At 69.6% G+C, this 25502-nt stretch carries 20 protein-coding genes, 2 tRNA genes and 4 pseudogenes; 20 read left to right on the top strand and 6 right to left on the bottom strand.

The features are described from left to right. The first annotated feature begins 220 nt into the window (after positions 1–220). The 5 genes and pseudogenes from ACWDZ6_RS07095 to ACWDZ6_RS07075 all read left to right on the top strand — a co-directional run bounded on the left by ACWDZ6_RS07095 (position 221) and on the right by ACWDZ6_RS07075 (position 5261). Positions 221–637, top strand: coding sequence for a (2Fe-2S) ferredoxin domain-containing protein (locus ACWDZ6_RS07095; protein ID WP_451502040.1), 417 nt, complete (start codon positions 221–223; stop codon positions 635–637). A 72-nt stretch (positions 638–709) separates the two neighbouring features. After that, a complete protein-coding gene (locus tag ACWDZ6_RS07090; protein ID WP_366733096.1) occupies positions 710–1084 on the top strand; it encodes a hypothetical protein in 375 nt (124 codons plus the stop codon). Between the two features lie 225 nt (positions 1085–1309). Next, positions 1310–2674, top strand: a complete 1365-nt coding sequence (locus ACWDZ6_RS07085) for a PP2C family protein-serine/threonine phosphatase (RefSeq protein WP_451502039.1) — start codon at positions 1310–1312, stop codon at positions 2672–2674. A 599-nt stretch (positions 2675–3273) separates the two neighbouring features. Further along, positions 3274–3504: pseudogene (locus ACWDZ6_RS07080) on the top strand (LamG-like jellyroll fold domain-containing protein); the annotation flags it as partial. Between the two features lie 47 nt (positions 3505–3551). Then, positions 3552–5261: a PHP domain-containing protein gene (locus ACWDZ6_RS07075; protein WP_451502038.1), complete on the top strand. Its 1710-nt coding sequence runs from the start codon at positions 3552–3554 to the stop codon at positions 5259–5261. Positions 5262–5340: 79 nt separating this feature from the next. Here ACWDZ6_RS07075 and fdhD read toward each other — a convergent pair whose 3' ends face one another. After that, positions 5341–6204, bottom strand: coding sequence for a formate dehydrogenase accessory sulfurtransferase FdhD (gene fdhD, locus ACWDZ6_RS07070; RefSeq protein WP_451502331.1), 864 nt, complete (start codon positions 6202–6204; stop codon positions 5341–5343). A gap of 392 nt (positions 6205–6596) precedes the next feature. Here fdhD and ACWDZ6_RS07065 point away from each other — a divergent pair, with 392 nt between their 5' ends. Beyond that, positions 6597–7544, top strand: a complete 948-nt coding sequence (locus ACWDZ6_RS07065) for a beta-ketoacyl-ACP synthase III (RefSeq protein WP_451502037.1) — start codon at positions 6597–6599, stop codon at positions 7542–7544. A 145-nt stretch (positions 7545–7689) separates the two neighbouring features. Further along, entirely contained in the window at positions 7690–8166 is a 477-nt protein-coding gene (locus ACWDZ6_RS07060) for an NUDIX domain-containing protein (RefSeq protein ID WP_451502036.1), read from the top strand. A 201-nt stretch (positions 8167–8367) separates the two neighbouring features. Here the strand turns inward: ACWDZ6_RS07060 and ACWDZ6_RS07055 are convergent, their stop codons facing one another. Further along, positions 8368–9669 carry an eCIS core domain-containing protein gene (locus tag ACWDZ6_RS07055; RefSeq protein WP_451502035.1) on the bottom strand — a complete coding sequence of 434 codons (1302 nt, stop codon included), beginning with the start codon at positions 9667–9669 and terminating at the stop codon, positions 8368–8370. 237 nt (positions 9670–9906) lie between these two features. Here ACWDZ6_RS07055 and ACWDZ6_RS07050 point away from each other — a divergent pair. The 5 genes and pseudogenes from ACWDZ6_RS07050 to ACWDZ6_RS07030 form a co-directional block, all read left to right on the top strand. Beyond that, positions 9907–10280, top strand: a pseudogene (locus tag ACWDZ6_RS07050) (ROK family protein); the annotation flags it as partial. Between the two features lie 185 nt (positions 10281–10465). After that, positions 10466–10801 (top strand): annotated as a pseudogene (locus tag ACWDZ6_RS07045) (sugar phosphate isomerase/epimerase); the annotation flags it as partial. Positions 10802–11008: 207 nt separating this feature from the next. Next, on the top strand, positions 11009–11674 hold the full coding sequence (locus ACWDZ6_RS07040) for an HAD family acid phosphatase (RefSeq protein ID WP_451502034.1): 666 nt from the start codon (positions 11009–11011) through the stop codon (positions 11672–11674). A gap of 29 nt (positions 11675–11703) precedes the next feature. Beyond that, positions 11704–11835 carry a hypothetical protein gene (locus tag ACWDZ6_RS07035; protein ID WP_451502033.1) on the top strand — a complete coding sequence of 44 codons (132 nt, stop codon included), beginning with the start codon at positions 11704–11706 and terminating at the stop codon, positions 11833–11835. Between the two features lie 120 nt (positions 11836–11955). Next, positions 11956–13497, top strand: coding sequence for an aldehyde dehydrogenase family protein (locus ACWDZ6_RS07030; protein ID WP_451502032.1), 1542 nt, complete (start codon positions 11956–11958; stop codon positions 13495–13497). 4 nt (positions 13498–13501) lie between these two features. On the opposite strand, the gene ACWDZ6_RS07025 is transcribed toward ACWDZ6_RS07030, so the two are convergent. Continuing rightward, on the bottom strand, positions 13502–14803 hold the full coding sequence (locus ACWDZ6_RS07025; RefSeq protein ID WP_451502031.1) for a DUF2254 domain-containing protein: 1302 nt from the start codon (positions 14801–14803) through the stop codon (positions 13502–13504). A gap of 436 nt (positions 14804–15239) precedes the next feature. Here ACWDZ6_RS07025 and ACWDZ6_RS07020 point away from each other — a divergent pair, with 436 nt between their 5' ends. The 7 genes and pseudogenes from ACWDZ6_RS07020 to ACWDZ6_RS06990 form a co-directional block, all read left to right on the top strand. Continuing rightward, entirely contained in the window at positions 15240–15797 is a 558-nt protein-coding gene (locus tag ACWDZ6_RS07020) for a hemerythrin domain-containing protein (protein ID WP_451502330.1), read from the top strand. A gap of 196 nt (positions 15798–15993) precedes the next feature. After that, a tRNA-Asp gene (locus ACWDZ6_RS07015) sits at positions 15994–16082 on the top strand. Between the two features lie 413 nt (positions 16083–16495). Then, a complete protein-coding gene (gene bla / locus ACWDZ6_RS07010) occupies positions 16496–17416 on the top strand; it encodes a class A beta-lactamase (RefSeq protein ID WP_451502030.1) in 921 nt (306 codons plus the stop codon). Between the two features lie 363 nt (positions 17417–17779). Then, positions 17780–17864 (top strand) — tRNA-Leu (locus tag ACWDZ6_RS07005). Positions 17865–18021: 157 nt separating this feature from the next. Next, a complete protein-coding gene (locus tag ACWDZ6_RS07000; protein WP_451502029.1) occupies positions 18022–18393 on the top strand; it encodes a hypothetical protein in 372 nt (123 codons plus the stop codon). Further along, positions 18372–18560 carry a hypothetical protein gene (locus ACWDZ6_RS06995; RefSeq protein ID WP_451502028.1) on the top strand — a complete coding sequence of 63 codons (189 nt, stop codon included), beginning with the start codon at positions 18372–18374 and terminating at the stop codon, positions 18558–18560. The genes ACWDZ6_RS07000 and ACWDZ6_RS06995 overlap by 22 nt, the downstream gene beginning before the upstream one ends. Positions 18561–18582: 22 nt before the next feature. Further along, positions 18583–19197: pseudogene (locus tag ACWDZ6_RS06990) on the top strand (DDE-type integrase/transposase/recombinase); the annotation flags it as partial. A gap of 102 nt (positions 19198–19299) precedes the next feature. On the opposite strand, the gene ACWDZ6_RS06985 reads toward ACWDZ6_RS06990, so the two are convergent. Continuing rightward, a complete protein-coding gene (locus ACWDZ6_RS06985; protein WP_451502027.1) occupies positions 19300–20031 on the bottom strand; it encodes an EcsC family protein in 732 nt (243 codons plus the stop codon). A gap of 466 nt (positions 20032–20497) precedes the next feature. Continuing rightward, on the bottom strand, positions 20498–20647 hold the full coding sequence (locus tag ACWDZ6_RS06980) for a hypothetical protein (RefSeq protein ID WP_451502026.1): 150 nt from the start codon (positions 20645–20647) through the stop codon (positions 20498–20500). A 618-nt stretch (positions 20648–21265) separates the two neighbouring features. On the opposite strand from ACWDZ6_RS06980, the gene ACWDZ6_RS06975 reads away from it, so the two are divergent. Continuing rightward, a complete protein-coding gene (locus tag ACWDZ6_RS06975) occupies positions 21266–23191 on the top strand; it encodes a GmrSD restriction endonuclease domain-containing protein (protein ID WP_451502025.1) in 1926 nt (641 codons plus the stop codon). A 146-nt stretch (positions 23192–23337) separates the two neighbouring features. Here ACWDZ6_RS06975 and ACWDZ6_RS06970 read toward each other — a convergent pair whose 3' ends face one another. After that, positions 23338–25488 carry a UvrD-helicase domain-containing protein gene (locus tag ACWDZ6_RS06970; RefSeq protein ID WP_451502024.1) on the bottom strand — a complete coding sequence of 717 codons (2151 nt, stop codon included), beginning with the start codon at positions 25486–25488 and terminating at the stop codon, positions 23338–23340. Positions 25489–25502: the final 14 nt, after the last annotated feature.

The raw sequence follows: 25502 nt of genomic DNA, 5'->3' as shown, positions 1-25502 counted from the left end.
CGGCAAGTTCGGCGTATCCGTTTCCGTTTCTGTATCCGTATGCGCATCCGTACGTCATTCCCGGCCGCCGCCATGAGCTCTCCGGCGCGTCAAGACCGTCGCAGATCGCGCCAACGACGCACCGCTCGCGGCGCCGACGCCCGCCGAACGTGACCAATTCCTCGCGCTGCCGAGGCCGATCGCGGACCCCGCCGCGCCCTGCGACTGGCAAGATCGCCGGGTGACGACGACGTACGCGATACGCCCTTTCGGCGCCCGCCCCTGCACCCTGGTCGTCTGCCGTGGGTGCTGCTGCGGTGATGCCCGGAAGCACCCCGGTACCGACCACGAGGGCCAGTTGGCCAGGCTGCGGGAGGCGGCCGCAGCCTCCGACGGTCGGCTCGCGGTCCGTACCAGCGACTGCCTCGGCCCCTGCGGTCAGGCGAATGTGATCGTGGTCCAGCCCTCCACGGAGGGCCGCCGCCGAGGAGCTCGCGCGGCCTGGATCGGCTGGGCGCTGGACGACGACTGCACGGACGACATCCTGGCCTGGGTAGGCGCGGGTGGCCCCGGCCTCGCGGAACTTCCGGACACCCTCGAACTCCAGACGATCCCGGCCCCGGCGCAGACCCGCCGCCGCGCCCGCAATGCGCCGTAGTGGCTCGACTCGCACCGTGGGCCGGGGGTTCGGCCTCTTCCCGCGGCCGCCCGCGGAGTAGAGTCGTTACTCATGTCGAAGCCTGATGATCTGCTTGTTGACATCGCCGCCGCGGTGGAGTCGGAGCACACCAATCAGATGTCCCTCACCGTGGTTGTCCCTGGGGCCGTCATCACCGGACGGCTGGCTCCCGAGGCCATTTGGAGGGAGCGGGTGGCTGAGGTCCTCAAGGATTCGGACCGGCTCGGCCCGTTCGCCACCATCTTCATGACCGCAGGAGCGGGTGCCTCCGGCGGTCAGCGCGACCACCCCTCATACCTGCATTTTCATGTCGCGAGGATTCTCCAGGGCAGTCTCGGAATCCCCGAGACCGGTGGGATGTACCGCATCGCCATCAAGGACGTGAGTGCCTGGACCGTAGGGGACTTCAGCTATTCCGATCACTGAGCGGCTCGTCCTCGACTGCACCGTGTCGTACGCCCACTGATATCCGGCGACGTTTCCGCGCCCGGACCCCTGTCCGGTCGGTGAGTGGGCGGCGAGCCCGGGCGGTCGGGATGTCGCCACCGGTCGTGGGCCCGACTGGGCGGCAGCATGGAGTCAGGCCCCCGGCCGCCCGGCGGGGTTGCGTTTCACCGCGGCGGACGGCAGACGCGGAAGAGGTGCAGGCGCATGGATTCGAAGTCCCCGGGCCATGACCAGCCGACCGAGGACATCCATGAGGTGGACCGGGCAGTGCAGAATGCCCTGGACCGGCTGATGCTGCTGACCAACGCCTCCGAGGCGCTGGCCGGCACCCTCGACATCGACGAGGGCCTGCGACGCCTGTGCCGCACGCTGGTGCCGGGTCTCGCGGACTGGTGCGCGGTGGAACTGCTCGACGAACACGGCCGCCTGCGCCGACAGGTGGTCGAGCACCGTGAGCCGGATCTGCTGTCACCGGGCCTGTACGAGGGTGAGCTGCCACCCGTGTCCGAGAACTCGGCCGCCGCGGTGGCCCGCGCGCTGCGGGGCGCCGGACCACTGCTCGTCACGGCCTTCCCCGCACCCGACAGCGCGGCCGATCCTCTGCATGCCCGGGAGCTGGAACTGTTCGACCACCTGGGAGCCGGCACGGTCGTGATCGCGCCGCTGCGGGCCCGCCGCCAGGTGCTGGGCGCCCTGACCCTGGCACGCACAGCGAGTACCGGCGCTCTGGACGAGGACAGCCTTCCGCTGGCGGAGGATCTGGCACACCGCGTCGCGCTCGCCGTCGAGAACGCACGTCTGCACTCCGAGGTTCAGCACACGGGCGAGCGCATCCAGCGCTCCCTGCTGCCCGATCTGCCCACGCACGGCCCCCTCGAGATGGCCGCCCGCTACCAGCCCGCCCTGGCCGTCTCCCAGGTCGGCGGGGACTGGTACGACGCCTTTGTGCTGCCCGGCGGTGCCATGGCCTTCATCATCGGAGACGTCGCAGGCCACGATCTGCAGGCCACCGTCACCATGAGCCACATGCGCAATATGCTGCGAGGCATCGCATGCGACCGCAAGGAGCCGCCGGGCAAGATCCTGGGCCGGCTGGACGCGGCTATCAACATTCTCTACCCGCACCAGACGCTGACCTGCATCTACGCACTGGTCGAGAAGCCTGGCCCGCATCAGCAGTGGAGGGTGCATTACGCCGTCGCCGGACATCCCGCTCCACTGTTGATCACCGCGAAGGGCGACACGCGGTTCCTGACCGATGGCCGCAGCATTCTGCTGGGAGTGGAGCCCACCGAACTGCGTCCTGACGCTACCGAGATCCTGCCGTGGGATGCCACCCTCCTGTTCTATACCGACGGCCTCATCGAGCGGCGCAACGAGAGCCTCGACCGCGGCGGCGCCCGGCTGCGCCAGCACGCGGCCGCCCTCGCTCAGGAACCCCTGGAGTCCTTCTGCGACGAGCTGCTCGCCGGCCTCGCACAGGCGAGCAACGACGATGTGGCACTCATCGCCGTCCGCATCCCTCCGCCCCATGCCAGTCCCGTGTCGGCTACCGCCACCGCCGACTGAGGTCGGGAAGCCGCGCCGCGCGCCGCTTGAGCAGAAGGCCGGCCGGTTCCTGACGCCGGCTCAGCGGCATGCCGGCTCACCGCCGGGCGTAGGGGAGCGGCTCCCGACAGGCCGGCAGGAGCACAGCCCGACGGCCACGCGCCGACCGGGACAGGACCCGAGTGGCGCGCCCATCACGCGCGTTGCCCGTTTCGGCCCCGGCGGGGCCGCCCGGCCCGGCCGACCGCATCCAGCCACCCGCATTCACTGATTCTTCGTTCAGTAGTCGCCAACTCTGCCCCGCCCCGCCCGACACGCCCCGCTACCGTGCATTCGGTCCCCCCGAAGGTCGTCCCGCGGAGAAGTCCATGTGCAGTCCGCTCCACCGGCCCGACGGCCCGTTCCTCGCCGCCGGCCGTCGTAGGTTCCTGCGTGCCACCGGACTCGCGGGCGCCGCGACCGTCCGTCGCCACCGGACTCGCGGGGGCCGTCACGCCCGCCGCGGCGCTTCCCCACCAGAAGGCCCGTGACAACGTTGCCAGTTGGCGCCCGGACCCCGATAGCCCCGGATTCATGCTCGTCGTCATGCCGGACACCCATGACCGGAGCGTGGCAGGCGGTGGCATGTCGCCGTCCTCAATGACGCAAAGGACACCACGATGTACGTCGACGGCTGTCGGGTCGCCCGTAATCCCGCCACCCGTACCACGGGACTCGCCGCCCTCGGCCTGCCCTGGCTGCTGGGCGCCTATGCGTACGGCGGCACCCTCGACCAGCTGATGCACGGCCGGCTCGGCGACATCAGGATCGTCGAACGCGCTCTGGCCGTAAGCGACTTCATGAACGCCTGACCTGCTGACACCGTCACGAGAGCACCACGCCTCAAGGAGAAGACAGCATGCCGAGACCGATACAGCCCCTGCCGCGCTGGGCGGACCCCGACGTACCCGCCGGCTCGCTCGACCCGCAGGGACTCTCGCGGCGCGGACTGCTCCGCAGCGCGGGCTTGTTCGGCGCCGCCTTCGCCGGTGGCACCGCCCTCGCCGGTGGCACCGCCCTCGCCGGCGGCGCCCTGCTCGCGCCCACCGCGGCCGAGGCGCACACCCCGGCCCTCGGCGACCCCAACCTCGTCTACCTCGTGGGCGATCACCATGTGCACTCGGTCTACAGCCATGACGCGAAGTACACCTTCTCCCAGCTGGCCGGCGCCGCAGCGCGGTACGGCCTGGACTGGATGGTCCTCACCGAGCACAGCAATATCGGCCACGCCCGGGCCGGTGGCGCCGAGGCCGAGCACCGCGAGATCCTCAAGGCCCGCGCCGACAACAAGCGGATGCTGATCTTCCAGGGCCTGGAGTGGTACATCCCCGGCGCCGAGCACTGCACGGTCTTCTCGCCGCCCGGACGCCACGAGGTCGAGCTGCTCACCCGCTTCGAGCAGGCCTACGACGGCAAACTCCTCGGCTACACCGCGGGCGGACCCCACCACCCCGACACCCCGCGCAACGAGGCCCACGCCGTCAAGGCGCTCCAATGGCTTGACCAGCAGCGCCGTTGCGGATACGTCGACGACGTGCTGGTGCTCGCCAACCACCCGCTGCGCCTCGGCATCGACTCTCCCCACGAAATGCGTGCCTGGCGGGACGCGGCCCCCGGCATCATGATCGGCATGGAGGGCGCGCCAGGCGCCCAGGCAGGCGCGTTCCCCGGCTGGGCAGGACCGGACAGCATCCGTGGCGAGTACGTCAACAAGCCCTCCGAGAACTCCTGGCCCGGCTACCCGGCCGCGGCCTATGTGACGTACGGAGGCTTCGACTGGGCGACCGCGACCGTCGGCGGCCTGTGGGACGCGATGCTCGCCGAGGGGCGGCTGTTCTCCATCACCACCAACTCGGACGTGCACCGCGTCGCGTACGACACCTGGAAGAACGGCGACTGGCTGCCCGGACAGAACTTCGACAACACCGGCCGGCTGCCCGATCCCGTCAACACCGCGGAGCCGCAGCCCGGCGGCGACTTCTGGCCCGGCCAGTTCAGCCGTACGCATGTCGGCGTGACCCGCTACGGCTACCGGCATGTGATGGCGGGCCTCAGGGCCGGCCGCGTCTGGGTCGACCATGGACAGCTCATCGACGGCATCGACGTACGGGTCGACAGGGAGCACGGCGGCGGGCGAGGAGTCACTCTCGGCGGGCGGCTGCGCGTGCGCCGCGGCGAGAAGGTCGTCCTGAATGTCACCGTCACCACCGCGTCCCGCCCCAACCACCACGGAGAGGTGCCGCGCCTGGCACACCTCGACGTGATCCGTGGCGCCGTACGCGGCCCGGTCGCCGACCGCGACGAATGGCGCGCACCGGACACCCGTGTCGTGCACACCGCCGATGTCGATGGCCGCACCGGCCGCTACACGCTGCGTATCCCGGTGGGGAAGGTGGAGGAGTCCTTCTACCTGCGGCTGCGCGGCAGCGACGGCAAGCGCAACGGTCCCGGCTTCCTGGGCGCGGCGGTCGACCCGCACGGGCCCGTCCCGCACGAGCCCGGCAACGGCGACCCGTGGCTGGACACCTGGTGCTACACCAACCCGGTCTTCGTGGACGTCGTGCACTGAGCTGTCACGGAGGGACCCGGCCGGCCGCTGGAGGCGCTCCCCGTCGGCCGGGTGCGTATCCCGTGCAGCGGGGGGCGCTTCAGACTCCGGTGTTCAGCGCTATCCGCTCGTCGCCCGCGTATACGTTCATATTGGCGCCGCGCAGAAAACCGACCAGGGTCAGACCCGTCTCGGCGGCCAGATCGACGGCGAGCGAGGACGGCGCGGAGACCGCGGCCAGCACCGGGATACCGGCCATCACCGCCTTCTGCGCCAGCTCGAACGAGGCCCGTCCCGACACCAGCAGGATCGCCCGGGACAGGGGCAGCCTGCCGTCCCGCAGCGCCCGGCCGACGAGCTTGTCGACCGCGTTGTGCCGGCCGACGTCCTCCCGTACGTCGAGCAGGCCGCCGTCCTCCGAGAAGAGTGCGGCCGCGTGCAGACCCCCAGTGCGGTCGAAGACCCGCTGGGCCGCCCTCAGCCGGTCGGGGAGGCCAGCGAGCAGGGCGGGCTCGACGCGGACGGGGGGAGTGTCGGCGATGGGGAAGCGGGTGATGGTGCGCACGGCGTCGAGGCTGGCCTTGCCGCACAGTCCGCAGGACGAGGTGGTGTAGACGTTGCGCTCGAGGGTGATGTCCGGGACCTGCACTCCCGGCGCGAGCCGGACGTCGACCACGTTGTAGGTGTTGGATCCTCCCCCGGCCACCGCTGGGGGGACCCCCACCGGGGCCCCGGCGCAGTACACGATCGACTGCAGCTCGTCCGCGGAACCGAGCACACCCTCGCTGACCAGGAAGCCCGCCGCGAGCGCGAAGTCGTCGCCCGGCGTGCGCATGGTGATGGCGAGCGGCTTGCCGTTGAGACGGATCTCCATCGGCTCCTCGGCCACGAGAGTGTCGGGGCGGGTCGATACCACGCCGTCCCTGATGCGGATGGTGCGGCGGCGCTCGGTGACCCGTCCCATGGCGATCACATCCGATTCTGTACGTGCTGGAAGCCGAAGCGGCCCTTGACGCGGAGGGTGTCGTTGGTCACCCGGTCGGTGCGGCGAAGTGACCTTGACGATCTCATTCTCCTGCACAGGGAGAGTGGGATTGCAGGCGCCGCCGCAGCGGGCGCGGACGGCGATCGTCCCGGTCTGGGCGGAATCGTCCCAGGTCCGGGCCTCGCGCACAGCGCATTCCCTCATGAAGGAGAGCGCGAGCCGGTCGGGCGGAACAGAAGGTCAAGGAGCGTCGCACCCTTGGGAAGCTCCAAAGTCCGGGCCCCGAAGCTGTGGGATCACATGCCGCCGTACCGGGTGGTAGCAGCTAAGACTGGGTAGCTCCTGACTTCTGTACAAGGAGAACGCCATCCATGACCGGTTCACGGATCGTCGCGCTCGGGCACTACCAGCCCGCCAAGGTGCTCACCAACGCGGACCTGGCGGCCATGGTCGACACCAGCGACGAGTGGATCCGCAGCCGCGTCGGGATCGAGACCCGGCATGTGGCGGGTCCCGACGAGCCGGTCGACGAGCTGGCCGCGCACGCCGGCGCCAAGGCGCTGGCCTCGGCCGGTCTGACACCGGCCGACATCGACCTCGTGCTGGTCGCCACCTCCACGGCGATCGACCGCTCCCCGAACACGGCGGCCCGTGTCGCGGCACGCCTCGGCATGGGCTCGCCCGCCGTCATGGACCTCAATGTCGTCTGCGCGGGCTTCACGCACGCGCTCGCCACGGCCGACCACACCGTACGGGCGGGTGCCGCCGGCCGTGCCCTGGTCATCGGCGCCGACAAGATGGCCGACATCACCGACTGGACCGACCGCACCACCTGTGTGCTCGTCGGCGACGGCGCGGGCGCCGCGGTCATCGAGGCGACCGGGCCGGGTGAGGAACCCGGGATCGGTCCGGTCCTGTGGGGCTCGGTCCCGGAGATGGGCCATGCCGTACGGATCGAAGGCACCCCGCCCCGCTTCGCGCAGGAGGGCCAGTCCGTCTACCGCTGGGCCACCACCCAGCTCCCGCCCATCGCCCGCAAGGTCTGCGAGCGGGCGGGCGTCACCCCCGAGGAGCTCGCCGCGGTCGTCCTGCACCAGGCGAATCTGCGGATCATCGAGCCCGTCGCCCAGAAGATCGGCGCCGTCAACGCCGTGATCGCCCGCGATGTGGTGGAGTCCGGCAACACCTCGGCGGCTTCGATCCCGATGGCGCTCTCCAAGCTTGTCGAGCGCGGCGAGATCGAGTCGGGCGATCCGGTACTGCTCTTCGGCTTCGGCGGCAATCTCTCCTACGCGGGTCAGGTCATCCGCTGCCCCTGATCCGGGGGCGCGGCTTCTGATCAGGGGCAGCGGTTTCCCGACGACAGTGGTTGTGGCCGTGCGTGACGTCCGGCTCCGGCGGCGCGCATACCTGTGGCCGAAGAGGGCGCACCGACGGTAGCCGGAGCGGGGCACACTGAACCGCATGACGGCGAAGCGAAGCGCGGGCCTGCTGCTGTTCCGCGAGCGGGGTACGGACGTCGAGGTCCTCATCGGCCATATGGGAGGACCGTTCTGGCAGGGCCGGGACGATGGCGCCTGGTCCGTGCCGAAGGGTGAGTACAACCCGGACGAGGAGCCAATGGCCGCCGCGCGGCGGGAGTTCGAGGAGGAGCTCGGTCTGGCGCCGCCCCTCGGCAGCTGGCTGCCGCTGGGCGAAGCCCGCCAGTCGAGCGGCAAGATCGTCACCGTCTGGGCACTCGAGGGCGACCTCGACACGGACCTCGTCGTGCCGGGCACCTTCACCATGGAGTGGCCCCGAGGATCGGGCCGTGTACAGGAGTTCCCGGAGATCGACCGAGCCGAGTGGTTCGGCCTCGAAGAGGCGGGGGAGAAGCTGGTCACCGGTCAGCGGGTCTTCGTCGACCGGCTGGCCGAGCTCCTGGACTCCGGCCGTAGGTGACCCGGGCCCCGGCACAGAAGGCCCCGGCCAGGAGGGACGGTGCTCCTCCTGGCCGAGCCGGCCGGACAGGTGCACTGCCGGGTTCGCCGGTACGTATCACCGGCGCGGAGAGTCCTGGGAGTTCAGCCGCCCCCTGTACCCGGCGGGAGACGGCCCGGTCGGAAGGCCTGCGGCGTCGTGGGTGAGGCCTCGCCGTGGACGTCAACTCTCCTGTACGTCGCTGTGCCTGTCCTCTGCCGAGCTGTCCCAGGTCACGTTCGTCCTGTACCGGATCGGTGTGCCCGAGGCGACAAGCCCGTTCGCGCTGATGGCCGCAGCCGGATCGGTCAGGGTGCTGAAAAGGCCGCCGGCGGGAGCCGCCGCGTAACGGGCAAAGCCGAGCTGGTCCGGCGTCACGGTCGTGGGATAGAACACCGCGTCACCGGTCATCGCGAAGGAGCCGCGCGTCGTGTTCTTTCGTTTCCTGCCAGGTATCACGGAGCAGAGCGAAAAGGTGTCGTCGCCCTGATCGGCGACATTGCCCTGGGCATCCACCTGCCACAGCTCCCAGTACTGAGTAACAGTGGCGAAGGCGTTGGACCCTTTGGCCGTGATGTAGGAGTCGATGGCCCCGCCCTGCAGGGGGGTCCAGGCGTCGTCCTCAAACTTCTCCACGGCGAAGCGCCTGGTGATTTGCTGGATGATCAATCCCTGTTGGGGGTTGTTGAGGTTCCACTTCCGCCTCCTTTCGAAGAACCCGCATTCACCCTCGAGATCGTCTGCTGCCAAGTGGGAGGCACTCAGCACCGGAGCCGCGCCGGAGGTGGGCGCACGCTGCACGGTCGCGTTCCCGTCGTGGGCCGTCATCGTGCTGCTGAGCGGCGTTCGATTCTTTTCCGGCCGGCTGTTCGTCGTGCCGGGCAACGGCCGGCGCAGCACTTCGGTGGCGTTGGCCTCCGCCGCGCGTTCGAACCGGTCCGACGGATCGGAAACCTTGAGCCCGCTGCCGTTGTCGGTTCCCGCGACAGCACCCTGGCGCTGCTGGATCACGTGGGTCAGCTCATGGGCAAGGGTGTGCTTGTCGGCCCCGCCGTCACCGATGACGACATGACTCCCTGAGGTGTAGGCACGGGCACCGACCTCGGCCGCGGAAGCACGGGCCGCGCTGTCGGTGTGCAGGCGCACGTCGGAGAAGTCGGCGCCCAGACGGGCCTCCATCTCCTGGCGCACCGGCTCCTCCAGCGGACTTCCCGAGGTGCGGAGCACGCCGTGGACGGCGGAACGCTGCACCGGGGCCGGTTCGTTGTGCTGGTGGCCGCAGTCGGCACCGTGCTGATGCCGTGCCTCCTCGATCAGGCGGGCCACCGTCGCGTTCCCGGCGGTGCGTTGCAGGGCGAGGAGTCCCTGCGCAGACATGGCCGTGTGCTCCGGCCCGCCCAGGTCCGGTGCCCTCGTGGCAGCAGGGGCGGTCGTGCGCCGGGACGCCTCGGCCTCCGAGTGCCCGTCGGTATCACGTGCGCGCATCGAGGCGCCCCTTTCTCTGTTGCGGAGTCACCCATCCTGAATACCTGCTGCTCCGGCCACCGCACCAGGTACGCCAGGGCAGAACCCGGTGCACGCGTGAACACCTCGCGGGCCTCGCGCCCCTCTCGATGGAACGCTTGGCGCACAACCTCCAGCGGCGATCAGGGCTTTGTCCCGAGTGTGGAGAAAGTTGAGTCGGAACTGTGCGCAAGTTCTTCCCAGTTGGGGAAAGCGCACGCGGCGCGCACCGGCCGGTCGGAGGAGCTTGCAGCCCGGCTGGAGGCGGCCGGGAGAGTGACAGCCGTCGACGTGGCCGCCGCCGCTGCCGCCGGCGACGCCACCTCGCTCGAGCTCATCCGCGAGGGCGGCAACCGCGTCGGCCAGGTCATCGCCGGACTCGTCAGCTTCTTCAACCCGGGGCTCGTGGTGATCGGCGGCGGAGTGACCGGCCTCGGCCACACGCTGCTGGCCAGCGTACGCACCCAGGTCTACCGGCAGTCGCTGCCGCCGGCCACCGGCAATCTCCCGATCGTGCTGGGCGAGTTGGGGCCGACCGCCGGGTGATCGGTGCGGCCAGGCTCATCAGCGACCACCTGTTCTCGCCGGCCTGATACCGGGCCGGTCGATCGCACGACGCCCGACGCGCCGAAAGGCGCGAGCACCACCAGCACCACGAGTGCCACCGCACAGCACGACCACCACGCCCTGCCCGCTCACCGGCCGCACCCGCCGAGGCGGTGCGCGCGCCGAGCTCTACGCCGTGATCCGCCGGCTGGCCGACGAATGCCTCGCCAACTGGGCCTTCGTGGGCCAGTTCCGCTTCGGCAGGCGCGCCGACGGCACCCCCGCCCCCTTCGACCCTCTGCGTTATGTCCTCAAGCAGCCCCACCGCTACCCGCTGTTCCATGTCAAGGACGGCACGCACGACGAGTCCGCCCGCGACGGCTACCGGATGGTGGACGGCGGGGACGGAGACGTCGACTACAAGCGCTTCATCTCCGCGGTGAACAGGACGCACCGCGGCTACCGCGACCACCACTGGCAGACCGAACACGACAACCCGGTCGAGTCGTTCGCGTTTGCCCGCAAGTCCGGCGAGGACCTCCACTCGCTTCGCGAGAAGGGCTGCTGAGGGTCCGTACGGCGCCGATTCGGGTCCGCGCAGTACCGATTCGGGTCCGCGCGGCGCCGATCCCGCGTCGGCGCGGGAATCCTGCTACCGGCCAGTAGAGGGAACGTAAGGTTCCGTCCATCATGGAACGCGAACATGTCAAAGGCCCTCCGTCCGTACGGGACGGAGGGCTTTCCCTGAGCTGTTCCGAGACGCAGGAGACCCCCCATGCATGCAGGCAAGTGGAGAATCCGGTCGGTGGCCACCGCCGCCGCGCTGGCGTTCACCATGGCCGCCCCGGTGGCAACGGCCGCGGACTCGACCGGGTCGGACCACCCGGCGACCCCGGCCGCCGCCGCGCCGCAGCAGTCCGGCCGCGGCGGTGCGCTGCTCGCCGACGTCGACTACGGGACCTGGCAGCGTGATGTCGCCGACGTCATCGCCGTCGCTCGCCCCTACATCGAGCAGCGCACCGCCAACACTTCCGGTGCGAAGCAGGCGATCGTCCTCGACATCGACAACACTTCGCTCGAGACGGACTTCCATCCCTTCTGGGAGTACCCGACCCCCGCGGTCAAGCCGGTTCTCGACCTGGTGCGTTACGCGAAGTCCCGCGGAGTGGACGTCTTCTTCGTCACCGCCCGCCCCGGCATCATCTACTCGCTCACCGACTACAACCTGAAGAAGGTCGGATACCCGGTCGACGGCCTCTACGTACGGGATCTGCCCGACCTCTTCAGCGAGGTCAGCGCGTACAAGACGGGCAAGCGGGCCGCCATCGAGGCGAAGGGCTACACGATCATCGCCAACATCGGCAACAACACGACCGATCTCGTGGGCGGCCACGCCGAGAAGACGTTCAAGCTGCCCGACTACAACGGCGACCTCTCGTAGTCGTCGGCACAACCGGGCACAACAGCGGGGTGGCCGTCACGACCGTCAATGGTCGTGACGGCCACCCCGCGATCATGGGGGTGCAGGGGGCCGGCTCGACGCCCACCGAGACGGCGAGGCTCGCCCACGACCGGCTCTCGACATCACGCGACATCACGTGACGTCACCCACAATTGAGACCGTGTGCGCTGACCGCCGACGGCACGCTCACTACCGTCCAGTACGAGACATGAGCCATCGCACCTCCCGCCCCGACTGTGCACCGAGAGCGGAGACCTTCCATGGCACCCATCCTCACCCTCAAGCCCGGCACCGCATGGGCCGACGCCTGGCAGCGCTGCCAGGCCGTCGCCCCCGAGTCCTTCCGTGACGACCGCGTACTGAACCTCTGGGCCACCCAGTGGCAGGCCGACGGCCGCCCCCTGCCCGCAACCAGCCCGGTCGACGGCAGCCCTGTCGCGGGACCGCCGCGCCTGGACGAGGCAACCGCGCAGCAGGCGGTACGCGCCTCACTCGACCAGCACCGGACCTGGCGCCACGTCCCTCTCAACGAGCGCAGGGCGCGTGTCGCCGCCACCCTCGACGCCCTCACCGAACACCGCGAACTGCTCGCCCTGCTCCTGGTCTGGGAGATCGGCAAGCCGTGGCGGCTCGCCCAGGCCGACGTCGACCGTGCGATCGACGGCGTGCGCTGGTACGTCGACGGTGCCGAGTCGATGCTCGACGGTCGTACGCCGCTGCCGGGCCCGGTCTCCAACATCGCCAGCTGGAACTACCCGATGTCCGTCCTGGTCCACGCGATGCTCGCGCAGGCCCTGGCCGGGAACGCGGTGATCGCGAAGACCCCGACCGACGGCGGTGTCGCCTGCCTCACCCTGGCCTCCGCTCTCGCCGCCCGTGAAGGTATCCCGATCACCCTGGTCAGCGGCAGCGGGGGCGAGCTCTCCGAGGCCCTGGTCCGCTCCCCGGAGATCGGCTGTGTCTCCTTCGTCGGCGGCCGCGACACCGGAGCCCGTATCGCCACCGCCGTGGCCGACCTCGGCAAGCGCCACATCCTGGAACAGGAGGGCCTGAACACCTGGGGCATCTGGAACCACAGCGACTGGGACGCGCTCACCGCGGTGATCCCCAAGCTCTTCGACTACGGCAAGCAGCGGTGCACGGCGTATCCGCGCTTCGTGGTCCAGCGCGAGCTGTTCGCCGACTTCCTCGCGGCCTACCTGCCCGCCGTACGTTCCGTCCGTACGGGTCACCCGCTGGCGGTCGAGCACCCCGACGACCCGCTGCCCGCCCTGGACTTCGGCCCCCTGATCAACGCGGCGAAGGCGAAGGAACTGGGCGACCAGGTCGCCGAGGCGATCGACCGCGGGGCCGTGCCCCTGCACCGGGGCACCCTGGCGGAAGGCCGTTTCCTGCCCGGCCAGGACACGGCTGCCTACCTCCCGCCGGTCACCCTGCTGGGGCCGCCGCCGTCCTCGCCACTGCACCACGCGGAACCGTTCGGCCCGGTCGACACGATCGTCCTGGTCGACACCGAGGCGGAACTGCTCGCCGCGATGAACGCCTCCAACGGCGCGCTCGTCGCGACGCTGTCGACCGACGACCCGGCGACGTACGAGCGACTCGCCCCGCAGATCCGCGCCTTCAAGGTCGGCCACGGAAAGCCGCGCTCGCGCGGTGACCGCGATGAGCTGTTCGGCGGTTTCGGGGCGTCCTGGCGGGGCGCGTTCGTCGGCGGCGAGCTACTGATCCGGGCTGTGACGGACGGGCCGGCGGGGGAGCGTCTGCCGGGCAACTTCCCCGACTACCACCTGATGGCGTGACCGCCTAGCCGATGCCCTGGCGGTCGGGCTCCAGCGCGAACGCGCGCTCGGCCGCCTCGGGCACGGTGCGCTCCACGGCCTGAACCAGGAGCGTGCGGTGCCTGAGCAGCGGCTCTCTCCGCTCCTGGGGCGTGAGCAGCAAGAGATCGTCGATCCCGGCCACCAGCCGACGGGTCACCTGTGGATGCCCCGGCGCGTAGAGCCGTACCTCCGCCAGCCCAAGATCCACCAGATCGGTCCACCCGGGCACGTCCTGCACCAGGCGCACATCGCCCTGCCGGTCCCGGTGCTGCACCGCCCCGAGCGGCATCCTCACCACCGCCGCCAGAAACTGCACGATCCGGTCCAGGCACTGCACGGCGGTCGTCGGATCGTTCACGGCGGGCGACAGCGCGCGCAGCGCGATGTCCGACAGCTGCCGCAGCCCGAACCCGAGATCCTGGTGAAAGGAGCGTTCCACCCCCACGGACACGGCGGACCTGAGCGCCTGTCGAGGCCAACCCTTCCCGTGCACGGCCAGCACCGGCATCCCGGGCACCACGTAGTCCCCGATCCGCGGAATCAGCCGCAGCACGACGCCGTGCCGCCCGGCCACCCGTACCAACCGCGTGACATTCACATCCCGCAGCACACCCGCCCGCCCGTGATGCGCGACCCACGCGGTCTCGGGAGCGAGCGGCGCCAGGTCCTGGCCGCCGGCCGGCTGCCTGCGCAGCATATGGAAGGACTCCCGGGCGATGTGGTCGACGACCGGCCCGACCTGCATCAGCCGCAGCATGGCGCTCACATAGGCGATGAAGAGCAGCAGACTCAGCCCGACCATCGCCATGGTCAGCAGGCTCTGCACGAGCGGCACCGAGGTGACCAGCTTGGGATCGGTCTCGCTCTCGTACGAGGTCAGCACCAGCAGCGAGAACAGAAAGGTCGCCAGGAACACGGTCAGCGTCAGCTTGCTGATCCGGCTTCTGACGAAGATCCGCACCACCCGCGGGGTGAGCTGGCCACTGGCCATCTGGACGGCGACCAGCGAGATGCTGAAGACGACACCGATGAAGGTCATCATCGCGGAGCTGACCGTCGTCACGATGGTCTTGCTGTCGTCGGCGATCGAGATGAGGTCGCTGATCGCTTCGTATGCCTGCTCGCGCTGCAGATACGCGATGATCTGCGTATCCAGCGCGGAGGCCCCCCACCACAGCGCCAAGGCGCACAGCAGCCCGGCGGCCGGCGCGAACCAGAAGGTGTCCCGCAGATGCTCGCGCAGCAGCGAGAGCGCGCGGGGCGGTCGATAGCGACGATCACTCACGCACGCGAAGGTACGTCCTGCACTGTGCCGGCGCGGGCCGCAACAGGCCGTGAGCGGGGTGCGGAGATGCGGCCGAGCCCGCCGCGAACGAGTCGGCCGCACCTCACTGACCACCGGATATACGGATGAGGGGCGCTCTGAACCCGGGTTACGGCGCCGGGTTCTCCGGCACACCCGTTCGGCCCTGGTCCGCGTGGTGGTCCACTGACGCGGGTGAGCCGGGCGATGGTCACCGGGCGCAGCAACCAGGGCTCGTTGCTCGATTGACGTCATCTGCCGGCAGTCGGACGGCAGCGCCGCGGGTGCGCCCCGGGTACATCTCCCGTGTATGCCGCCCGGCCCAAGCGGAGCCGGGAACTGTTATCCGCTGCCACCCTCGGGAACCCGTGTCATGGCTGACCTGATTGGTCACACGGGAAGAGACGAGGGACGGGCCATGGCCCACGGCGGAGATGTCATCAATGAACTGACCACCGACCACCGCGAGGTGGATGACCTTTTCGACCGGATCGAACGGGCCGAGCCCGGCAGCCCGGAGCGCAGGAATCTCACGGACCGGCTGACCATCGAACTGGTCCGGCACTCCGTCGCGGAGGAGGAGTACCTGTATCCCGCGGTACGCAGGCATCTGCGGGACGGCAACACGCTCGCCGACAAGGAGATCGCCGACCACGGACGAGTCGAGGAGCTGCTCAAGGACCTGGAGGGGCGTGACGCCGCTGATCCTGAGTTCAACTACCTGCTCGCGCAACTCAGGACCGAGGTGGAAGCTCACGTCAGGGATGAGGAGACCCACCTCTTCGTCCAGCTGCAAGCCGCCTGCGCACCCGGCGAGTTGGAACGGCTCGGAGACGAGGTCCGATCGGCGAAGAGGCTCGCGCCCACGCGCCCGGACCCGAACGCTCCCGACGCGCCGCCCGCCGACACGTTCCTTGAGCCCGGGACCGGCCTGGTCGACCGCGTCCGCGACTTCGTGACCCGCCGCGGCGAGTAACCGCTCTGCTTGGTCTGCTGTTTGTCCGCGGCCCGGCGGTGGATGTGCTTGCGCGGGTACGTCACGCCGGCCGCCGGCGGTTCCCGCTCCCTGCTCACGGCCGGCCGCTCGCGAGCGGTCAGCGCCGCCCCCGCATCGTGCGGCGACACGAGCGGGTGGGCGTCGCGCCGTAATTCAGGTGCTCGGCTCATCGGCCCCGGCTACGGTGGGCCTCGTTCAGGTGCGCAGGCTGCGGCTACTTCTCCTGTCAAGAGAGCAACGCGGGTTCGAATCCCGCCGCCGGCCCCGGCCGGTGTCGTCCAGCGGCCCAGGACGCTTACGTCGCCGCCGCCGATCTTGATCTCTGAACACCACGACGCAGGCCGTCCGCCGAGGGGAACCAGGCGGACGGCTTTGTCGCGCCCCGGTCAGGGGCAGCAGTACGGAGGGTAGCGCCGCGTCGGCTGCGGGAGTTGAGGGAGATCAGTCGGTCGCGAACCGCCGCGCGGAGAACCTGTTGACCGCGTTGAAGACGTCCGTGAGGTGGTGGCCGCGAGTCGACCGGTACCCCGGCCGCCGGCCTTCCCCGACAGCGAGCTGAAGCGGCCCAAGGGCCCACCGCGCGCGGTTGATGAGGTCATTGCAACCAGTTGGGCCGGAAGTGACGTCATGCCAGACGCTGCCGGACGAACTGCCGCACGTAGGAAAGGCACACGACTATGCGACCCATCGGAGCTCGCCCGACCCGCCGGACGATCCTGGCCACCGGGGCCGGGGCGGCGCTGGCCGCCGTATCCCAGGTGACCCCGGCGCATGCCGCCTTAGCCGCGCCCGGCGAGGCCCGGGTCACCCGGCAGTTGCGCGCCCTGGAGCGGGAGCACTCCGCCCGGCTCGGCGCCTACGCCCATGACACCGCCACGGGACGCCTGGTGGTGTACCGGGCGGACGAAAGCTTCCCCATGTGCTCCCTGTTCAAGACCATCGGCGCGGCGGCGGTCCTGCGGGACCTGGACCGCAACGGTGAGTTCCTCGCCCGCCGCATCCGCTATACCGCGAAGGACGTCAAGGACTCCGGCCACTCGCCGATCACCGGCAAGCCCGAGAACCTCGCCCACGGGATGACGGTCGCCGAGCTGTGCGCGTACTCCATCACACACAGCGACAACACCGCGGCCAACCTCCTCCTCCGCGAACTGGACGGCCCCACCGCCATCACCCGCTTCTGCCGCTCCGTCGGAGACCCGGTCACCCGCCTCGACCGCTGGGAGCCCGAGCTGAACTCGGCGGAGCCATGGCGCGAGACGGACACCACCACACCTCGCGCCATCGGGCGGACCTACGCCCGCCTCGTCCTGGGCGACGCACTCGTCCCCTGCGACCGCCGGCTGCTCACCGACTGGCTGCTCGCCAACACCACCAGCGGTGAGCGTTTCCGAGCCGGGCTTCCCACCGACTGGACGGTTGCCGACAAGACCGGCGGCGGCAGCTACGGCGGCAACAACAACGCCGGAATCGCCTGGCCTCCCGGCCGCCCACCGGTCGTCCTGGCCGTCATGACCACCAAGCCCGACCGGGACGCCCCCGCCGACAACCCCCTGGTCGCCAAGACGGCGGGCATTCTGGCCGCAGCTTTCAGCTGACCAGGAACAGCGACGCCGGGATGCCCGGCGTCCACCTCCGCGTCGTCGTCCAGTGACAGAAGAGGTCAGCCGGCGACGGTCCGCCTTCGCCGCCGACGTCACGCGCCCCGGCCACGCGCAGTCCATGGGCCGCGAGGTTGCTCCGGAGCGGCCGGCCTAGTCGGCGGAACAGGCTGATCACCGGCGATATCACCCTTTGTGTGGGCGCGGATACACACCGTGTGGAGGGGGAGGCGGCGGGGCCCGCGGGCCCCCGATCGGGTCCGCTTGCCCCCACTGACCACCGGATATGCAGGTGAGGGGCACGTCGAAGCCCTGGTATTGTTGTCCACGTCGCCGCGGGAAACCGGGGCCGATCACCTAGTCCGGGTGGCGGAATGGCAGACGCGCTAGCTTGAGGTGCTAGTGCCCTTTATCGGGCGTGGGGGTTCAAGTCCCCCCTCGGACACTTGCTATAACGATACGGATGCGAGGGCCTCGACCTTACGGTCGCGGTCCTCGTAGCATTTGCGCTTTGCCAGGGCGCTCGTCGTTGATCCATTGGTGGTGACGACAGCGGGGTCGGCTCCAGCGGCGAGGGCGGCCCGATAGCGGGCGAGGCGCGGGTGGGCACGGTTCACTTCGAACTGCAGGCATGGCTCGGACACCGCAGCCCGACCAGCACCCAGCACTACGCGAGGATCACACCAAAAACGCCGACCAGGGCATACACACAAGCCGGATACTTCTCCCGCAACCTGCGGACCATTGAAGTCCTCGTCGGCCGGGACGCCGTCGCCTCCGGCGCAGTCGCGGGCGGCGAGCCCTGGCAGCACTACGACCTCGGGCACGACTACTGCACCTACAGCCTCTTCGAACGGTGTCAGCACCGCATGGCCTGCGCACGCTGTGACTTCTACCGCCCGAAGGACTCCGCCCAGGCCCAACTCATCGAAGCCAAAGCCACTTGCAGCGGATGCTCATCTCCATCCCGCTGACCGACGACGAACGCGCCGCCGTCGACGACGGCCAGGCCGCCCTCGAAGGACTTCTCAGCCGGCTCTCCGAGGTCCCCACTCCCGTCGGCGCCAGCCCTCGCGACCTGAACCGGCCGACCACCTGCGCGCTGCTGCCGATCGTCGAGGTCAGACAAGGCGCCCAATGACGAAGCAGCAGGTCACAGATTCCACAGAATAGCGACGGTCCTGGACTGCTTCAGCAGGAAGGTCGTGGGCTGGTCCATCGCCGACCACATGCGCACGGACCTGGCCGCCGACGCCCTGCGGATAGCCGCCCGCACCCGCGGAGGCGTGGACGGGGCACTGTTCCACTCCGATCACGGGGCCCAATACGGTTCGGGGGCCTTCGCGCCAGCCTCTGTGACCAGCTCGGGGTCAACCGGTCGATGGGCGCGGTCGGCAGCAGCGCGGACACGGGGCCTGCGAGCGGTTCCATGCGTCTCTGAAACGCGAGACCCTCCGCGGAGCCCGCGTCTACAGCGACGCTGCCACCTGCAGGGCCCATCGTCTTCGCCTGACTGGCCTGCTACAACACCCGCCGCAGGCGCTTCGCCAGCGGCCGCCCCAGCCCCGATGAATACGAACGGCGACACGACGCGGCTAAGCTCACGCTCGCCGCACGACGCACCAACGCGTGTCCACATCACGGGGGAAGGCCCGTCACGTCTTCGGGACCAAGCAAACTCTCGGGCGAGGACTTCGACCTCCGGGATGACGATGACGTGCCTGTCGACAGGCTCTGCAACACCTGCAAGCACCGCCCACGACCTGGACGAGGTCTGACAAGGGCAGGCGGCGACGAGCGCTAGTGCCGGAAGTCCTCCTGCTGCTCCTCCACGCCAGCGAGGAATAGGCGAGCGCTCGTCTACCTGGTTCGCTTCTTCGTCACTTCGGTTCCTCGGCCCGCAGGGCGCCGCCGCGCAAGGCCTTGTCCGTGACCCGTCCTATGACAGCAGTTGCTCCTGCATCCACAGCCCCTCCGACAAAGCCTCCCAGGATCGGGACCCCCTTGGCGAGCGTGATCGCAGCGCGCCGGGTTCCGTATTTCGCGAAGAGGTGGAACCCGACCTTCTTGTTGATTGCGTGGAGCATCGCGATCGGGATCTTCTTGATCATCTGCTCGCCGATCTTCTGACCGACCTTCACCCCGAAAGCTGCCAGGACGCTCTGCGTGCTCATCCCGATCGCGAGCATCATCACGACGGTCCGCACGTGCGGGTCACGGATGTCCCATCCGCGAAGGTGCGCGATGGAACCAGCCATCCGCATGTTGATGGCGACGGATGCAGCCACGTTCGCAGGGATCGTCACGCCTGCAACGAGCAGACCCCCGAGCCCGGTAACGAACCCCTGAGTCCCAGCCGCAGCCACGGACTCCTTGATAAGGCGGGCGACGACCGCATCGACGTCATCCTTCATGTCCTCAGGAGAACGGCGCTCGTCGTCACCAGGGTCCCTGTAATCGGCACCCTGCCGACGCGAAAGACGGTTCTCGGCCCACGTCACCGACCCCGTGATCGGCCCTACACCGTTCACCATGACCTTCTCCGCAAGATCAGCAACCCACTGCCCGGTCTTCTCGACCGCTCCCTCGTCAGGAGTCTTCTTGTCAGCCATCACACGCCCCCTTCTGCGAGCACGCCACGAGAGGCATCCCGCACTGCTGCGGCAGGATTCCGGTCGCAGCATCCTCGGCAAGGCTGCGGGCGGCTGAAGCCGCGTCCCTCTCGCTACCGCCCGTCCACCCCTCACACCACGACGTCCTTCGCCGCGCTGCCTTCACGAGCTGAAGCGGTGGCATCTTCCCATGCAAGTGAAAGCATCGTCAAACCCCATATGCCTGCTGGCGTTTGCTCGATTCAGGGATGGTTAGCAGACGGTGTCGGCTACCCTGCCACCGCAGTCGGCCTCCACAGGAACGGGCTGGCTGCCCGGTCCATCGCCACACCAGCGGCCGGGCGGAGCACGGCAGCACGCTGCCGCGGCCCCGGCGTCCGCAGCACTCGTACTCCTCCCGGCTGCGGATGTCCTGGGCGAGGAACTGCGGGGTGCCGGTGAAGCCGGTGGCTTCCGCAGCCTGCTCCTAACGGGCGTTCTCCTCATACCCGGTGCGCGGCCGACGGGAGGTGTTGACCATGCGTCCGGCGAAGGTGTCGACGGTCATGACGTCGACCCGGTCTCGCAGATTCGGGTCGTCGACGAGCAGGGAGAGCCCTTCGTTCAGGGAGTCCACGCTGGGCGGAGGTGCGCCTGATCGCCGAAGGAGGCGAGGCACCGAGGCCTTGGTCCGGGGCGCGTTCACCCGAGCGCGCCGCGCCGACCTGCCGGGCAGGCCGGGCGGGACGCCGGCCGTGACGGAGGGGGCGGCTGGCACTGTGACCGTGGAAGATCGCGACCCTCCAGCTGGGCCGCTGACCGGCCCGCATCCCGTCCCGCCCGGCACGGCCGCCTCGGCGACCCGCGCGGCCAGCGGCGACCCGGCGACGGCATCGGCGAGCCCGCCGGCCTGGCCCGCTATGGGAGGGTACTGGCAACGCCGTTGAGGACGGTCGAGGGGACATACGGGCGGGGCGGTGCACGGCGACGGATTGCCGCACCGCGACAGGGAGCGTGGTCCCGGGCATTCTCCGCCCGGAGCCGGTCCGCCTCGGCCGCGTCACCGCCTTCTCACCGGCGAGTCGGCGTGGTGGTGTCCCCGCGCATGGTGGCGGAGTGTGCGCACGGACATCCGGACGGCCGGAGCGGGGTACGCGACACCCTGGCGAGCGACGCTGGGGCCGTTCGAACGCAGTCGGCCTTTTCGGCGGTTGATACCGTGTGTCCGGCGGAGCACACGCAGGGTGGGGGCAGCATGGGGCTGGCAAACGAAAAGATCATTTCTCAGGTCGAGGACCTACTGCAGGGCAGGGTCGTCATTCCCTCCATCCAGCGTGACTTCGTCTGGATGAGGCCCGACGTACGCGACCTCTTCGATTCCCTCTACCGGGGCTATCCCGTCGGCGCTCTGCTGCTGTGGAAGACCGATCTGACCGTCCCGTTCAAGACGGCCGCTGTCGTCCAGACCGACAAGTCGGCGCACCACCCCCTCTATCTGCTGGACGGGCAGCAGCGGTTGACCTCCCTCGCCTGGGTGTACCGGCCCGAGTCCAAGGCCGACGGCCGGTTCATCGACCTGCGCTTCGACGTGCGCACCGAGGAGTTCGTCAACCCGAGCGCGGTCCAGCGCAAGGATCCACTGCTGATCCCGGTGTCGACGCTGTTGCAGGAGAACGTGCAGTTCTACCAAGTCCTGCACAAGGCCGGTGTGCCGTTCGACGATCCGGACTTCGACACGTGGACCCAGCGGCTGCAGAAGGTGAACAACGTCCGGCACCACCAGATCGCCGTCATCACCTATGAGTCCGACGACTACGAGGAGGTCGCCGAACTCTTCGCCCGGCTGAACAAGGGCGGTCGGCGGCTGTCCAAGGGCGATCTCGTGTACAGCGCCATCGCGGCCCGCTGGTCCGACGGACTGGACACCATGGACGCCTTCCACCAGGAACTGCAGGACAGTAACTTCTCCCTGAACAGGGAAGCCGTCCTGCGTCTCATGAGCCTCCTCGCGGGAACCGGCGCCCATCACATCAAGCTCATCGGGGCGGATGTGGACGAAGCCGCGCTGAAGGAGGCCTGGCAGGCCACCGAGAGGGCTCTGCGCTTCGCCATCGACTTCCTGAAGGGTGAGTGCTCGATCGCCCGGTCCGAGGTCCTCTCGTCGCCGAACGTCACCATCGTGCCCGCCCTGCTGCTGCACCACCGGGACGGCAAGCTGCGCCCGGGGGAGGCCCAACTACTGCGCCGCTGGGTGTACACGGCGATGGCGTTCAGCCACTACTCCCTGCAGGTCGAGGGCAAGCTCGACACAGAGGCCAGGCTGATCAAGTCCCGTGCGGGAGCGGACCTGTTCGCCGAGCTCATCCGCAGGGCCTCTGGTACCCGGTCCCTGGACAGCGCCCTCCACCCGAGGGACCTGGAGCAGAAGTACTCCACACATCCCTTCTTCAAACTGCTGTACATCGCCGCATTGCGGGGCACGGCACGGGACTGGGCGACCAACATCGCCATCAGCGACCAGCCCATGAACAGCGGTGCCAAGATCGAGTTCCACCATGTGTTCCCGCGCGCCCGGGTCCAGACGACATACGCGAAGGAGGAGTGGAACAGTCTCGCCAACCTGGCCTTCATCACCGGCCAGACGAACAAGATGATCTCCTCCAGGCTGCCCGCCGAATACATGGCGGGGATCGCGCCGGAGCGTCTGGCCGAGCAGTGGATTCCCGACGAGCCCGAGCTGAGGTCCCTGGACCGATTCCCCGACTTCCTGGCTGCCCGCAGGCGCTTGCTGGCCAACGTCCTCAACGAGCTGCTGGGACTGCCCACCTACGACGGGCAGTCCGCCCACCGGGACACCGACGAGCTGCCTGCCGACGAGGAGGTGATCGCGGAGGATCCAGCCGCGCCCACACTGGTCGGGGCGGCAGTGCAGGAGCTCCGTACAGAGCGGGGTGTCGAGATCCACGCGCTCTACGAGGGCCGACGTACCGATGCCTACTACGACCCCTCGTCCCGCACGGTGACGATCCCCTCCGGTCCCGGCCGTGGTGAGTACGAGACTCCCAGCGGGGCGGCAGTCGCCGTGGTGCACGCCCTCAACCCGCACGTCAATCCGAATCGCAACGGATGGTCGTTCTGGACCGTCACTGCCACGGGACAGCTGCTGCAGAGCATCAGGTAGCGGCTCGTCCGCCGCCTCGATCGCCTACACGGGGGCCTTGTTCGCAGGGACGTGCCGTTTGCCGGCCAGGGGACGAACCGTCAGGGGCTGCGCTCGTCGTGCAGGCGATGAACAGCGAGGACGGGGTGCCGTCAGCGTCGGCGGGGTCACACCCCCGCCTCCACCAGGAACGGGCTGCGCTTGCCGGACCAGGAGACGTACAGGCTGTCCCGAGCGCGGGTGCACGCGACGAAGAGCAGGCAGCGTTCCGACAGCATGTCCGTCTCGTGCTGTTTGGCGTCCACCTCGGGCGGGGTGACCGCCTTCGGGAACGGCAGCGCCTCCTCGGTGACGCCGATGACCGCGACGCAGCGGAACTCCAGGCCCTTGAAGGAGTGCATGGTCCCGGCCAGTACGGTCGTCGCTTCCCCGGTGGCGATATCGGCGGCGCGCAGGGTGGCCGCGGGGATACCGGCGTCCTTGAGACGTCCCACCGCCTTCGCGCAGGTCTTGTTGAACCGTGCGCTGATCCCGATCTCCCCGGCTCCGATGCCCGCGTCCAGCCAGGTCCGCACCTGCGTGACGAGTGCGTCCAGTTCGGCCTCCTCGGTGGCCGCCGCGTGCACAGCCGGCCCGTCGCCGTGGAGGGCGGAACGATAGCCGAGGAGGGTTTCGATGCGGTTCTCGTCCTCCAGCTGGGCGATGGGGCGGCCGATCAGCAACGCCGTGGACCAGCGCAGGATCTCCTGCGTGCTGCGGTAGTTCTTGCGCAGCTTCACCGACCGCCCGGTCACCTTGATACCCAGCGATTTCAGCGACACCCTCGAGTCGTAGATGCGCTGGTGCGGGTCCCCGGCGATGAACAGGTCGTCCGGGCGGGCGGGGACGGCCGTGCGCAGCAGACGCCACTGTGCCGGGTGCAGGTCCTGTGCCTCATCCACCACAACGTGACGGTAGCGCGGCCCCTGCTCCTCCAGCAGCCGTGCCGCCTCCGCGCAAGTCTGCAGCCAGGTGCGGGCCCCGTCCGCCGCGAGGCCGGCCGTGAAGCGCTGGACCGTCTTCCACACCAGTGGCCGCTCGGCCGCCGCCAGCCGGCTTCCGCGGCCCCGCCGGTCCGCCGCCTCGTACTCGGCCAGGGTCCGGATGTCCTGGGCCAGGATGACGTGCCGGTACTCCTGGGCGAGGAACTGCGCGCTGCCGGTGAAGCCCGTCGCCTTGGCGGCCTTGCCCCAGCGGCTCTCCTCCTCGTTGTTCATCAGCGGGCGCAGTGCCACCGACCCCGGTGCCTCGGCGACGACCCGGCTCGCGAAGCCGTCCACCGTCGAGATGTCCACCCGCTCGCGCAGTTCCGGGTCGTCGACCAGGGACTCCAGTCCCGAGCGGAGCGCGTTGGCGAGCGCGTTGGTGTAGGTCGTGAGCAGGATGCGGTCGCCGTCGCGCAGGTGGCCGAGCAGATGCCTGACCCGGTGCAGCGCGACGACGGTCTTGCCGGTGCCCGGCCCACCCGTGACCTGCGCGGGCCCCGAGTACGACGCCCGGTAGGCCACCTTCCGCTGGGAGGGGTGCAGGAAGACCCGCCAGGCCGCGAAGGGCTTCTCCAGGATCTCCCGCAGCTCCTCGGGGGCGGTGACCAGCGCGATGCGCGCCCGGCTGTGCCGGATCGCCGTCTCGTAGTCCCGCGTGTCCACCGGCTGCGACGATGCCTGCAACGCCGGTGCCACGATGTCCTGCCAGACCTCCTCGACCGTGCATCCCGCGGCGAGGTACTGCAGCACCTCCCGCTGGTCCTGGGGCAGCAGCGGGGCGAAGACGTCGAGCTGCTCCTGGTCGACCAGCGACCGGGCCTGCCGCAGCGTCTCGGCGTCGATGCCGAGCGCGGTCAGGTCCCCGTCGGAGAACCTCGCGAACAGCCGGGGCTTCGGTGAGGACTCCGCCACCCGCTCGTACGCGGGCGTGATCGCGTCCAGGGTCGCCGCGTCCCGGATCTCGACCGCCCGCGTCACCTCGTTGATGCTGGACTTCTGCTTCCTCGCCCAGGCGATGGCCTTGTCGTGCTGCATGACCCGCAGGAGGACGAAGGTGTCGCCGGACGCCGGGGCGAGGACCACACCGCGCCAGAACTGGTCGATGCGGATCGTCCGGATCTGCTTGTCCCGCGCGTTCGTCAGGCTCTCCAGCTTCAGCCCCGGGTCCTTGAAGAGCTGGTCGAGGGTGAGCCGGCTGAACTTTTCCCAGGCGTCGAGCACGCCCTTCCGCACCGGCGGCTGGAGCTTGGGGAGTTCGGCGAAGAAGCCTATGTCGAAGGCGAGTTGCGGCATGCGGGGATCCTAGA

This window comes from Streptomyces sp. NPDC002926 (assembly GCF_053591755.1).
This window is presented reverse-complemented; position numbering and strand designations above follow the sequence as displayed.